Raw genomic sequence first — 12,372 nt, 5'->3', positions numbered from 1 at the left:
GAGGGGGCTCGCGATGATCCGGACGACGACCACGAGGGGAGCCGGTGCGCTCCTCGCCTGCACGGCGGGGCTGCTCGCGCTGAGCGGCTGCACCGGGAGCGCCGGCGAGACGGCCCCGGCGCCCGCGTCGAGCGCTCCACCGCAGGTCTCGAGCGCTCCGGCGACGAGCAGTGCCGTGCCGACCGCGAGCGCCGGCAGCGCGACCCCGCTGCCCACGGCGACCCCGGCCACCGCCCTGCTCCCCTGCGAGGACCTGCTCACCGCCGACGAGCAGGCGTCGCTCGCCGACGACGGTCTCGCCCTCGCGCCCGAGGCGACGGCCTACGACTTCGACTACCCCGTCGTGCAGGAGATCGCCGAGGACGGGGTGCTCTGCCGGTGGACCGGCCAGGGCGACGTGTCGGTCGTGGTCGGGCAGCTGGCGGTCCCTGACGCGGAGTGGCCGGACCGGAGCGCCGCGCTCCTCGCCGACGGCTTCACCGCCGACGACGCCGCGGCTCCGGGCTTCCTCGACGGACCCGACGGACCGGACGAGAGCTACCCCGGCCGCGGCGTCCTCCACCGCGACGGCGTCCTCTACTACGTCAGCTACCCGGGGATCGTCGGCTCGATCGTGCCGCTCGCCGGCTGATCGGGGGCGTCGACGACCCAGGGCGACCGGCCGTGGTCGGCGCCGCTCCCCGTCGTCAGCTGCTCGCCGTGGTGGTCGAACGACAGCGGCGCTCCCGCCTCGGCGCACTCCCGGCCGATCAGGTCGAGCGCGTTCCAGAAGTACTCGCTCGCGCGTCGATCACCGGAGATCGCCTGCAGGAGGTTCACGGTGGCGAGGCCTGCTGCGTGGGCCGCCGTGCTGGTCGAGGAGCCGTCGTCGAAGCGGAGGAGGGCCTCGCGGAACGTGTCGCGGAGTCCGGGATCGAACTCCGTCGCGTACGCGTTCCAGGCGTCCTCGAGCGGATGGCACGGGGCGGGATCCTGCACGCCGCCCGGCTCCCCGCACCCGGTGAGGAGGAGCGTGGTCGCCAGCAGGGCCGGCACGGCGGTGGTGCGTCTCACGGGTCTCCCGTCGGTCGAGGGCCGGTCCCGGAGGCGGTCCGCTCCCGGGTCCGCCGGGTTCCTCCGCAGTGGATCCGAGGACCGTAACCGGCCCGGGCTCGCCGACCGGGCACGCGGCGCGGAACGGGTCCGCCCGGCGCGTCCGGCGTGCTGCCCGACGGGTTCCCGCCCAGCGTCGGGTGGGGCCCCCGGCAGGGGGTAGCGTCGACAGGTGCGATTCCCGTGGCGTTCCCGAGACAGCGAGCGACTGCCGCGGGACGTGCTCGTGCTGGGGGTCGTCGCCTTCTTCGTGATGCTCGGCTTCGGCGTGGTCGTGCCGGTGCTGCCGACCTACGTGCGCAGCTTCGGTGTCGACTACACGGCGGTCGGCGCGGTCGTCTCGGCGTTCGCGCTGATGCGGCTGGTCGCGAACCCGTTCGTGGGGCCGCTGGTCGACCGGTTCGGCGAGCGGGTCGTCCTCGCCGTCGGCATCGGCATCGTCGCGCTCTCCTCGGCGCTGGTCGGCTTCGCCTCCGACTACCCGCACCTCCTGCTGCTGCGCGGAGCCGGCGGCATCGGCTCCGCGATGTTCTCCGTCGCCGCGATGACGCTCCTCCTGCGCACCGCGAGCCCGGAGCGGCGCGGCCGCTCGATCGGCTTCTACCAGGGCGGCTTCCTGCTCGGCGGCATGGCGGGCCCCGCGGTGGGCGGCGTGCTCACGGCGATCTCACTCACGGCACCCTTCTTCTTCTACGCCGGCACGCTCGCGATCGCGGGGCTCGTCGGGCTGATCCTGCTGCAGCGGCCGGAGCGCGACGCGGCGCCGTCCGCCGCGGCGAGGACGAAGCCGCTGCGCGAGGTCGCCCGCGACCGCCGCTACCAGAGCGCGGTACTGGCGAACTTCGCCCTCGGCTGGTCGGCGATGGGAGTCCGCGCGACGCTCGTGCCCGTGCTGGTCGTCGAGGGCCTGGGCGGGCAGCCCGCCTGGACGGGCATCGCCTTCGCGATCGCCGCGGTGGTGCAGACGATCGCGCTCGCTCCGGCCGGCCGCTTCGTCGACACGGTCGGCCGGCGCCCGGCGCTGATCGGCGGGTTCTCCGTCGCGGCGGTGGCGATGCCGTTCGTCTCGGAGCTGTGGCTGCTCGTCGTGCTGCTGTGCGTCTACGGAGCGGCGGCCGCCTTCATGGGCACGGCCCCGGGCGCGCTGGTCGGCGACGCGGCGGGCGAGCGCGGGGGCAAGCCGGTCTCGGTGTTCCAGGCCGCCTCCGACCTCGGCGGCGTGATCGGGCCGCTGCTCGCGGGCGCCCTCGCCGACGCCGCCTCGCCGACCGCGGCCTTCGCCTCCGCCTTCGTGCTTCTGGCGGCGAGCGCGCTCCTCGGCCTGCGGATCCCGCGCTCGCGGATCGCCTAGCTGTTTCGCCCGCGGGCGTCGACCGGCCAGGTCGCACCGCCGCCGCCGCGCAGGAGGACGCGGTACTCGTCGGCCAGGTTCACCGCGACGCAGACGTGGTTCGGCGCGATCCGCACGCGCGTCCCCACTGGCAGGTCGACTCCGGTGATCGTCGCGTGGTGCTCCGAGAGCACCGGGATGCGCGCCTCCGGGTGCTCCGGGAGGCGGCCGAAGCCGCTCGAGGCCGCGCCGCGATCGGAGGAGAGCACCTTGCTGCCGGCGTCGGCGATCAGGTGGTCGCCGCGGCGGGACACGATCGTGGCGAGGACGGTGACGGCGATGTCCTCGGGCGCCATCGTGCCGATCTCCCACTGCTGGGCGTCGCCGAGGGCCGAGACTCCGGGACGCAGCTCCGTGAGCACCGAGGAGTCGGCGAACGCGGCCGAGGGGGTCGATCCTCCGCTGACCACGCGGGCCTCGACTCCGGACGCCGCGAGCGACGCGACCGCCTCGGCGAGGGCGCGCGCCTCATCGCGGGCGGCCGCCGCTCCGTTGCCCGCCGCGTAGCTGTGGCCGGGGAAGGTGAAGACGCCGGCGACGTCGAGCCCGGCCGAGACGGCGGCCGCGGCGATCGCGCCGGCCTCGGCGGGCAGCACGCCGCTGCGGTGGTGGCCGGAGTCGATCTCGACGACGACCTCGAGCCCCTCGCGCCCGGGCAGGGCCGCGGCCAGGCGCTCGGCCGACTCCGCCGAATCGACGCCGACCCGCACGCGGGCGCTCGCGAGGACGCGGCGGAGCCGCCCGGCGCGCTCGGCGTCGAGCCAGAGCGGGTAGGCGATGAAGAGATCGCGCACCCCTCCCGCGGCGAAGACCTCGGCCTCCGAGACGGTCGCGACGGTGAGCCCGACGGCCCCCGCGGCGAGCTGGCGCCGGGCGATCTCGAGCGACTTGTGCGTCTTGGCGTGGGGGCGGAGCGCCAGGCCCCGCTCGCGGGCCGCGGCGGCGACGGCGGCGATGTCGCGGTCGAGCACAGCCTCGTCGAGGACCAGCGCCGGAGTGGCGAGAGCGTCGAGCACGGCGGAGCGGGCGGAGGAGAGGTCGACGGTCACGCGCCGAGCCTAGAGCGGCGCGCGCACGGAGCGCACCGTGCACCGTCCGTTCACCTGCCGGTCGGGTGCGGTGACGGCCCCTCCGCTGCCAGGCTGGTCCGATGACCTCGCAGACCTCCGCGCTCCGGCCCTTCGGCCCGTCCGGCGCCACCGTCACCCGGCTGACCCTCGGCACCTCCTGGCGCCCCGAGCGCGTCGCCGACCTCGACCGGGTGCCGGCCCTCGAGCGCGTCCTCGACTCCGCCGCCGCCACCCGCGCCGTCTCTGTCATCGACACCTCGAACGAGTACGCGCAGGGGCACAGCGAGCGCCTGATCGGCGAGGCCCTGCAGGCGCGGGGCGGCGTCCCCGAGGGGATCACCGTGGTCACCAAGCTCGACCGCGACCCGAGCACCGGCAGCTACTCGGCCGAGCGGATGCGCCGCAGCCTCGACGAGAGCCGCGAGCGCCTCGGGATGGACGTCCTCCCCCTGCTCTACCTGCACGACCCGGAGCGCATCTCGTACGACGAGGCCTTCGGCGAGGACGGACCCGTCCGCGCGCTCGTCGCGATGAAGGAGGCGGGCGTCGCCCTCTCGATCGGGATCTCGGGCGGACCCGCGCCGATGCTGCGCCACTACGTCGACACCGGCCTGTTCGACGCCGTGATCACCCACAACCGCTTCACGCTGGTCGACCGCTCCTCGGAGGAGCTGATCGACGCCTCCGTCGACCGCGGCGTGATCGTGGTCAACGCGGCGGTCTACGGCGGAGGCGCGCTCGCACGCTGGCCCGAGCCCGTCGCCTCGTACGCGTACCAGCCGGCTCCGCGCGAGATCGTGGACGCCGTCGCGGCGATGGGAGCGGCCTGCGACCGGGCGGGCGTGCCGCTCGCCGCCGCCGCGCTGCAGTTCTCGACCCGCGACCCCCGCGTGACGACGACGGTCGTCGGTGCCACCTCCGCCGAGCACTACGACTCCTTCGTGGCCGACGACGCGCTCGAGATCCCCGACGCGCTGTTCGAAGAGCTGGAGTCGCTCGCCCCGCCGAGCACCGTCTGGCAGGACGCGCCCGGGGCGACCTGGCCGCGCTGATCCGGGCATAGCCGGGCTCTCCTCCCGGTTGGAGCACCTGACCCTCTCCGCGAGATGCCACTTGCGCACGCCTTCCACGGCGTGTCGCGTACTGAAGTGGCATCTCGCGGAGCTGCACGACAGGAGAGACATGACCGACACCGCCTTGTTCCAGCCGCTGACGCTCCGCTCGAGGACCGCGCGCAACCGCCTCTGGGCGGCGCCGATGTGCCAGTACTCGGTGGAGGCGCAGGATGGCGTGCCCACCTCGTGGCACCTCGTGCATCTCGGCGGGCTCGCGCGCGGAGGGTCCGGCGTCGTCATCGCGGAGGCCACGGCCGTCGTCCCCGAGGGGCGGATCAGCCCCTGGGACACGGGGCTGTGGAACGACGAGCAGCGCGACGCCTGGGCTCCGATCGTCGACTTCGTGCACGGGCAGGGCGCGCTCGCGGGCGTGCAGCTCGCCCACGCCGGCCGGAAGGCGTCGACCTACCGCGAGTGGAGCGGACGCGGATCCGTGCCGCTGGAGGACGGCGGCTGGCCGACCGTCGCTCCCTCGGCCGTCGCGTTCGAGGGCTACGCGGAGCCGCGTGAGCTGGCGGCGGAGGAGCTGCCCGGCCTCGTCGAGGCGTTCCGCGCCTCCGCCCGCCGCGCTGCGGACGCCGGCTTCGACGTGATCGAGCTGCACGCCGCGCACGGGTACCTGCTCCACCAGTTCCTGTCGCCGCTCTCGAACACCCGCGAGGACTCCTACGGCGGCTCGCTCGAGAATCGGGCGCGCCTGCTGCTCGAGGTCGTCCGCGCGGTCCGCGCCGAGATCGGGGAGCTCGTGCTGCTCGTCCGCTTCTCCGCGACCGACTGGGCCGAGGGCGGCTGGACGCTGGAGGAGACGATCACCGTCTCGGAGTGGGCGCGCGCCGAGGGGGTGGACCTCTTCGACGTGTCGACCGGCGGGCTGGTGCACGCCAGCATCCCGGTGGCGCCGCTCTACCAGGTGCCGTTCGCACGCGATCTGAGGAGGGCGACGGGTGCGCTGGTCGGAGCCGTGGGACTGATCACCACGGCGGAGCAGGCGGAGGGCGTGGTCGCGAACGGCGACGCCGACGTCGTTCTGCTCGCCCGCGAGCTGCTGCGCGACCCGAACGCTCCGGTGCGGATGGCCCATGAGCTCGGCGCGGCCCTGCCGGTACCTCCGCAGTACACGCGCGCCTGGCGCTAGGCGTCAACCGCGAGATGCCACTTGTGCGCACGCCTCGCGGCGTGTCGCGTGCACAAGTGGCATCTCGCGGAGGGGAGGTCAGCTCTCGGAGTCCGCGGGCTCGTCCTCTTCGGGGTTGAAGTGCGAGTCGCCCGAGACGCCGACGGCCAGGCCGTCCTCGGAGGCGGGGATGGTGCCCTCGGTGCCGAGGCCGCCGTCCTTCTTCTCGCCCTCGGAGTCGTTCGGCGTGCTGGTGTCGGTCACGGCTCAGGCCTCGACGTCGCCGCGCCAGGCACCGTCGGGGGTGCCCTGCTTCTCGATGTACTCCTTGAAGTTGTTCAGGTCCTTCTTCACGGCGTGGCTGCCGGCGCCGACGAGCGAGCCGAGGGTCTCGAGGAAGCCCTTGGGCTCCCAGTCGAGCTGCACGGTGACGCGGGTCTCGGTGTCGGAGAGCTTGTGGAAGGTGACGACGCCGGCGTGGTCGGTCTCGCCGCCGGTGCTGTTCCACGCGACGCGCTCGTCGGGGTGCTGCTCGGTGATGTTCGCCTCGAACTCGCGCTCGACGGGGCCGACCTTCACCTTCCAGACGGTGAGGGTGTCGGTGACCTGCTGGATCGACTCGACCTCGTCGAGGAAGCGCGGGAACTCCTCGAACTGGGTCCACTGGTTGTAGGCGACGGACACGGGGACGTTGACGTCGACGGTCTCGATGATCTGCGGCACGGTGGTGCTCCTTGCTGTCTCACTCGGTGTGCGGCGTTCCGCTGCTGCGGTCGTCACGCTCGACGTTAGGCGGGAGCCGCCTGGGAGCGCACCGGGTTGCGGACTTCCCCGAACGTGGTAAGCGCGGGCGCCGCTCCGGGGGACGCCGAGACGCCGCCGCGCGCGCCAGCACGTCCGCCGGAGAGCGGCGTCTCGACGGCACGGCGGCGTCCCGGGGCGGCTGTGCGCTCAGTCGGCGGGCTCTTCCGCGGATCGATCGCCCTCGGCGTCGATCCTGACCGCGGAGAACAGCAGGTCGCTGGCGAAGAACGGATTGTGGTGACGGCGGAGGGGGCTGCCGCCTCGCCGCATCAGCGTCGTGTTGAGCTTGTAGGCCGCTTCTACGAACGGCTCGAAGTCGAGCGCCTCCCAGAACTGCTCCCACGACTCGAACTCCCAGCCGCTGACCTCCGCGCTCTTGTAGCTGGTCGAGTACTCGATTCCGAAAGCGGGCGGGAGCTCGGTGACTCCCTGCTGATCCACCCGCTCCGCGAACGTCGGGGCATCGACATTGACGGCGATGACGATCTCCCCGCTCTCCAGGTCCTCCTGGACGAAGACCGTCTCCAGCACTCCGCAGCTCAGAGTGAGGAGCCGTCGCCGCTTCTTCGTCCGCCTCGTGGACGGCAGCGCGGACACCGTCCAGAGCATCTGCTGTGTTCCGAACGGATCGGGGACCGTTTCGCCGATGTACCGGCCCAGGGCTGCCGAGAGGTCGAGGTAGTCCTCGCGGCGAGCCAGCTCCCAGAAGCGGCCCGGCATCGTCGCCTCGCCCTCCTCGCCCACCCGAGGGCGATCCTCTCTGTTCCAGGGCAGAAGGACGCTCCGCCCCTCCTCCAGCGTGACACCGAGGTCATCGACTCCGCCCGGCCAGCCGGTGAGTGCGAGGTTGCGGAGGCTGTGCTCGGCCTCCTGCCTCCGGATCTCGGCCACTTCTGCGCGGTCGAGTTGCGCACGCTCACAGGGAGCGAAGCGGAAGGCGACGACGTCGCCGTGGTGGCGCCTGTGCGTCGCGTACCGGCTCACGATGTTCGTGGTCTGGCCGACGTACCGCTGACTGTTCTCGAACTCCAGGACGTAGATCCCGCAGAGGGTGGTCCGGTCGAGGAACAGCGACGCCGCCGACCCTGCGGCGCTCATGTCGTAGCGGGTGAAGGAGAGCACGGGGAGGAGGGGTTCGAGCACTCTCGAACCCTACGACCCGCGGGGCGACGATCGAGGGTCGTCGGCCCGTCCACTCGACTCGCCGCACCGGGACACCGCACTCAGCACTGAGACACCGCATCGCGGCCGGTGTCTCGGCACTGGAGCGGTGTCTCGGCACTGGAGCGGCGTCTCAGCGGCGGCGGTGCCGTCGGCGCCGGCGCAGGCCGCGGTCAGCGGTCCTGCGGGTCGCCGCCGAGCTGGCCGATGGCGGGGAGCGGGCCGCCGTCGTCAGCGCCGGTGTGGCGCCAGCGGGCGATGGCGTTGCCGAGGTGGTAGATCACGAGGGCGGCGCCGGCGCCGAGGACGATGCCGCCGAGCTCGAAGCCGCCCGAGGAGAACGAGAAGCCGGCGATCGCGATCACGAGGGAGACCGCGGCGGTGTACTGGTTGACCGGGCGCGAGAAGTCGACGCGGTTGTCGATCCAGATCTTGATGCCGATCACGCCGATCAGGCCGTAGAGCGCGGTGGTCGCGCCGCCCAGGACTCCGGCCGGGATCGAGTTGAAGACGGCGCCGACCTTGGGCGAGAGGCTGAGCAGGATCGCGGTGACGCCGGCGACCCAGTAGGCGGCCGTCGAGTACACGCGGGTGGCCGCCATCACTCCGATGTTCTCGCCGTAGGTCGTGGTGCCGGAGCCGCCGAAGGCGCCGGAGAGGGTGGTCGCCACGCCGTCCGCGATCAGGGCGCGGCCGGTGCTCGCGTTGGCGGAGGCGTCGGTCATCGTCGCGACGCCGCGGACGTGGCCGACGTTCTCGGCGATGAGGACGAGCACGACCGGCAGGAACATCGCGATGCCCGACCAGGTGGATCCGGAGGCGAAGTCGGGGAAGGTGAACGGCGGCAGGCCGAACCAGTCGGCCGCACCGACCGCGGAGTAGTCGATCTCGTTCCGCAGCAGGGCGACGACGTAGCCGATGACCACGCCGAGGAAGATCGAGACGCGGCCGAGGAAGCCGCGGAGGAACACGCTCGACAGGATGATCGCGGCGAGCGTGATCGTGCCGGTGATCGGCGCCTGCTTGAAGCTGAGGTACGCGGTCGGAGCCAGGTTGAACCCGATCAGGGCCACGATCGCGCCGGCGACGACCGGGGGCATCAGCCTGTCGATCCAGCCCAGGCCGACGACCTGCACAAGGACGCCGACGGCGGCCAGGAGGAGGCCCACGGCGACGACTCCGGCGAGCGCCGACCCCGTCCCTCCGACGGCGGTCGCGGCGGTGACGGGCGCGATGAACGCGAAGCTCGAGCCGAGGTAGCTGGGGAGCCGGTTGCGCGTGATCAGGAGGAACAGCAGCGTCCCTACTCCGGAGAAGAGCAGGGTCGTGGCGACCGGGAACCCGGTGAGCACGGGCACGAGGAACGTCGCTCCGAACATGGCGACGACGTGCTGGATGCCGATGGCGATCGTGGCCGGCCAGGCGAGTCGCTCGCCGGGGGCGACGACGGCGCCGGGCTCGACGGTGCGGCCGTCTCCGTGCAGGGTCCAGATGGGCATGGTGCTCCTCGGCGGGGAAGGGAGGCGGGGGTCGACGTTCACAGTAGCGAGGGGCCCGGCCTCCGAGGGGGTCGGGCATCCGAGGGGCCCGGCCTCCGAGGAGCCCGGCCTCCGAGGGGCCCATCCTCCGAGGGGCCCGGCCTCCGAGGGGCTCTCTCCGCGGACGGCCTCGCGGACCTGGCCTCCCCCGTACCCGCGTTCTAGGATCGGGCCATGCACTACGGCGGCCGGCTCGACGAGGCGGAGTACTCCGCGCATCTCGCCGAGTGGGCCGCACGCGTCCGCTCCTCCTTCGGGGATCTGCCGGTGTGGGGGGTCTCCGACTGGAGCGGTCGGCGGCTGCTCGGCGAGTGGATCTTCTCGGGCGGGCCGCACGGTCTGTCCTTCCTCCGCGCCGACGCGGTCCGCGGCGGAGCGGGCCCCTCCGTCGAGACGCGGACGACCCTCGGCGATCCCCGCCAGGACGTCGCGCTGCTCTGCGGTCGCGAGGAGTCCCCGAGCTCGTTCGTCCGCCCGGAGGCGCTTCCCGCGCCGACCCGCATCGCCGAGATCGAGGTCGACGGGGAGCAGGAGCCGTTCGAGGTCTGGGAGGGCGACGGCGCCGTGCGCGCGGCCGCCTCCGTGCGCGGGCACGTCCTCACCCTGGAGTGCCGCGGCGTGGAGCTCGAGCGGCTCGCACTGGCCGAGGTGGACGACATCGAGCCGTTCGTCGCGGGGTGGCTCGAGTCCGCGGGCGGCTCCAGGCGCTGACCGGCGCCCCCTCCAGCCGGGCTCCTCGGCACAGTCACAGCTCGGCGCGCCGGGTCCGGACGAGCGCCGCCGGGCGCGACGGGGGAGCATGGAGGCATGCCAGCTCCTCTCGCGGGCCCGGAGCGCTTCGCCGCTCTCGCCGCCGCGATCGCCGATCCTGTCCGTCGCTACCTCTGGCGCCGCACCGACGAGGCCCAGGCCGACGACGTCCTCGCCTCGACCCTCGGCGCGCTGCACCGACGGTGGGACGACCTCCCCGACGGCGACCCGGTCCCGTGGGCGATCGCCGTCGCCCGGCTGCAGCTCCAGACCGCCAGGCGGCTGCAGCGCAGGCAGGTCCTGCTCTCGCAGCGCGTCGGGGTCGTGGATCCGCCGCAGCTGCACGACGATGGGGCCTCCGACGCGGCGGCCCGCCTCGCTCTGGCGCGGGTCCGCGAGGCCGACGCCGAGCTGCTCCGCCTGTGGGCGTGGGAGTGGCTCGACGTCCGCGGGATGGCCGTCGTCCAGGCCGAGTCGCCGGAGTCCGTCGCGCTGCGCCTCGACCGCGGGCGGAAGGAGTTCGCCGAGCTGCTCGCCGCCGCGACGGCCGCGGCAGGCGGGAACGCGGCGGGCGCAGACGCGGCAGGCGGGCACCCGGCAGGCGGAGACGCGGCGGACGCGACGTCGGGTGCGGACCTGCGCACCGTGCTGCACTCGATCGATCCGGCCTCGACGCTGCCTCCGCTCGCGCCGGTCGAGCTCGCCGCCCACGTCACCGCGGCGACCGGCGGCCCCGGGACCGAGGAGCCCGCAGTCTCGGAGCGCCGTCGCCGCTCCCCGTGGCTCACTCTCGGCGTGGGCGCGCTGAGCGCCGCCGCAGCCGCCTCGCTCCTCCTCCCCTTCGCCCTCGGCTTCAGCGGCACGTCGAGCTCGGCGTTCCAGCTCTACGGCACGGGCGGCCCGAGCGCCGTGTGCTCGCCGGTCACCGCGGAGGCGCTCTCCGCCGCCCAGGTCGCCTTCCGCGCAGAAGTGCGCGGCATTGACGGCGCAGTCGTCACCCTCCACGTCCTCGACCGGTACGCCGGCGAAGTCGGAGACGTGGTGACGGTCACGCAGTCCGCCGAATCGGCCGTCGACGGCGCGCCGATCACCTTCGAGAACGGCGTCGACTACCTCCTCGCGGTCGAGGGGGACACGGTCCTCACCTGCGGACTCAGCGGCCCCGGCTCGCCGGAGCTGACCGCGCTCTACCGCGAGGCGTTCGCCCTGCGGTAGCGGCCGGGCCGCCCCTCCCGGAAGGCGCGGGGGAACGTTTGGTGCACAGCCGCGCGCTCCTGGCAAGGGGGTCCTGCACGGCGAGGAGCACGGCGCACGCTGGTCGGAACGATCCCTCTGGAGGCAATGGTGTTCTTCCACGTGCAACGACTCATCAACGACATCGAGCAGGACGAGCCGGACCCGGCCGCCGCCAACGCGCTGCAGGAGGGGCTCGGCGGGCAGTTCGGCGAGATGCGCACGATGATGCAGTACCTCTTCCAGGCCATGAACTTCCGCGGCGCCGACGCGAAGCCCTACCGCGACCTGATCCAGGGCATCGGCACCGAGGAGATCAGCCACGTCGAGCTGATCGGCACGACGATCTCGCGCCTGCTCGACGGCTCGCCCCGCTACCAGGGGAAGCCGACCGACCCGCTCGACACCCCGGGCGCAGGCGGCGCGACTCCGCTGAGCATCGCGCTCGACACGAGCAACATCCACCACTACCTCGTCGGAGCGCAGGGCGCCCTGCCCGTGGACGCGGCGGGCAACCCGTGGAGCGGCAGCTACGTCTACAACTCGGGCAACCTCGTGCTCGACCTTCTGTACAACCTGATGCTCGAGTCCACCGGGCGCCTGCAGAAGTGCCGCATCTACGAGATGACCGACAACAAGACGGCGCGCTCGACCATCGCGTACCTGATCGTCCGCGATCAGGCGCACGAGAACGGCTACGCGAAGGCCCTCGAGACGCTCGGCGTCGATTGGAGGAAGACCCTCCCGATCCCGAAGACCAACGCCGAGAGATTCCCCGAGGTGAAGAAGCTCACCGACCTCGGACTGCAGAGCAAGCAGTACACGTTCGATCTCGAGGGCGCGTCCGAGGCGGGGAAGATCTTCCGCGGCGCCTCGCCGTCGAAGGACGGGACCGACCTGGAGTCGAAGGAGCAGGCGCCCGAGGGCGTCCCGTCCGTCATCGCTCCGGAGCGCTTCGAGGAGTTCTCCCCCGGCCTCGACCCGGAGCTGCTGAAGCTCATCCAGTCCACCGCGGAGATGGAGCTCGACGAGATCAGCTCCTTCTACGGTCCGACCGCGAAGTGATCGCCCGGGCCCCGCGTGCATACGCCGCGCGGGGCCCGGC

At 73.1% G+C, this 12,372-nt stretch carries 13 protein-coding genes; 7 read left to right on the top strand and 6 right to left on the bottom strand.

What is annotated here, in order from left to right; translation table 11 throughout:
- The first annotated feature begins 13 nt into the window (after positions 1 to 13).
- Complete coding sequence (locus GSU45_RS03320) at positions 14 to 631, top strand: hypothetical protein (protein ID WP_159912708.1); 618 nt, start codon at positions 14 to 16, stop codon at positions 629 to 631.
- Here the strand turns inward: GSU45_RS03320 and GSU45_RS03315 are convergent.
- Complete coding sequence (locus GSU45_RS03315; RefSeq protein WP_159912706.1) at positions 589 to 1,053, bottom strand: hypothetical protein; 465 nt, start codon at positions 1,051 to 1,053, stop codon at positions 589 to 591. The genes GSU45_RS03320 and GSU45_RS03315 overlap by 43 nt on opposite strands.
- A 211-nt stretch (positions 1,054 to 1,264) precedes the next feature.
- On the opposite strand from GSU45_RS03315, the gene GSU45_RS03310 reads away from it, so the two are divergent.
- A complete protein-coding gene (locus GSU45_RS03310; protein ID WP_244248196.1) occupies positions 1,265 to 2,443 on the top strand; it encodes an MFS transporter in 1,179 nt (392 codons plus the stop codon).
- Here GSU45_RS03310 and GSU45_RS03305 read toward each other — a convergent pair.
- Positions 2,440 to 3,531: an alanine racemase gene (locus tag GSU45_RS03305; protein ID WP_244248195.1), complete on the bottom strand. Its 1,092-nt coding sequence runs from the start codon at positions 3,529 to 3,531 to the stop codon at positions 2,440 to 2,442. The genes GSU45_RS03310 and GSU45_RS03305 overlap by 4 nt on opposite strands.
- A 101-nt stretch (positions 3,532 to 3,632) precedes the next feature.
- Here GSU45_RS03305 and GSU45_RS03300 point away from each other — a divergent pair, with 101 nt between their 5' ends.
- A complete protein-coding gene (locus GSU45_RS03300) occupies positions 3,633 to 4,604 on the top strand; it encodes an aldo/keto reductase (RefSeq protein WP_159912704.1) in 972 nt (323 codons plus the stop codon).
- A gap of 130 nt (positions 4,605 to 4,734) precedes the next feature.
- The gene (locus GSU45_RS03295) at positions 4,735 to 5,802 is read left to right on the top strand and encodes an NADH:flavin oxidoreductase/NADH oxidase (RefSeq protein WP_159912702.1); all 1,068 of its coding nucleotides are present in this window, start codon (positions 4,735 to 4,737) and stop codon (positions 5,800 to 5,802) included.
- Positions 5,803 to 5,880: 78 nt separating this feature from the next.
- Here the strand turns inward: GSU45_RS03295 and GSU45_RS17060 are convergent, their stop codons facing one another.
- The 4 genes from GSU45_RS17060 to GSU45_RS03280 form a co-directional block, all read right to left on the bottom strand.
- Complete coding sequence (locus tag GSU45_RS17060; RefSeq protein WP_167302041.1) at positions 5,881 to 6,045, bottom strand: hypothetical protein; 165 nt, start codon at positions 6,043 to 6,045, stop codon at positions 5,881 to 5,883.
- Positions 6,046 to 6,048: 3 nt separating this feature from the next.
- Positions 6,049 to 6,504, bottom strand: coding sequence for an SRPBCC family protein (locus GSU45_RS03290; protein ID WP_104224157.1), 456 nt, complete (start codon positions 6,502 to 6,504; stop codon positions 6,049 to 6,051).
- A gap of 228 nt (positions 6,505 to 6,732) precedes the next feature.
- On the bottom strand, positions 6,733 to 7,728 hold the full coding sequence (locus GSU45_RS03285; RefSeq protein ID WP_159912700.1) for a GIY-YIG nuclease family protein: 996 nt from the start codon (positions 7,726 to 7,728) through the stop codon (positions 6,733 to 6,735).
- Positions 7,729 to 7,919: 191 nt separating this feature from the next.
- Complete coding sequence (locus GSU45_RS03280) at positions 7,920 to 9,245, bottom strand: solute carrier family 23 protein (RefSeq protein WP_159912698.1); 1,326 nt, start codon at positions 9,243 to 9,245, stop codon at positions 7,920 to 7,922.
- Between the two features lie 213 nt (positions 9,246 to 9,458).
- On the opposite strand from GSU45_RS03280, the gene GSU45_RS03275 reads away from it, so the two are divergent.
- The 3 genes from GSU45_RS03275 to GSU45_RS03265 all read left to right on the top strand — a co-directional run bounded on the left by GSU45_RS03275 (position 9,459) and on the right by GSU45_RS03265 (position 12,332).
- Complete coding sequence (locus GSU45_RS03275; protein ID WP_159912696.1) at positions 9,459 to 9,995, top strand: hypothetical protein; 537 nt, start codon at positions 9,459 to 9,461, stop codon at positions 9,993 to 9,995.
- A 96-nt stretch (positions 9,996 to 10,091) separates the two neighbouring features.
- Positions 10,092 to 11,249 (top strand): hypothetical protein, encoded by a 1,158-nt coding sequence (locus GSU45_RS03270; RefSeq protein ID WP_159912694.1) that lies wholly within the window; start codon positions 10,092 to 10,094, stop codon positions 11,247 to 11,249.
- Positions 11,250 to 11,378: 129 nt separating this feature from the next.
- Positions 11,379 to 12,332 (top strand): manganese catalase family protein, encoded by a 954-nt coding sequence (locus tag GSU45_RS03265; RefSeq protein ID WP_159916821.1) that lies wholly within the window; start codon positions 11,379 to 11,381, stop codon positions 12,330 to 12,332.
- Positions 12,333 to 12,372 lie beyond the last annotated feature (40 nt).

The sequence above is a fragment of the Rathayibacter sp. VKM Ac-2801 genome (assembly GCF_009834245.1).
Taxonomy (GTDB): domain Bacteria; phylum Actinomycetota; class Actinomycetes; order Actinomycetales; family Microbacteriaceae; genus Rathayibacter.
Note: the sequence above shows the minus strand (reverse complement) of the source record. Positions and strands in the feature narration are given on the sequence as shown.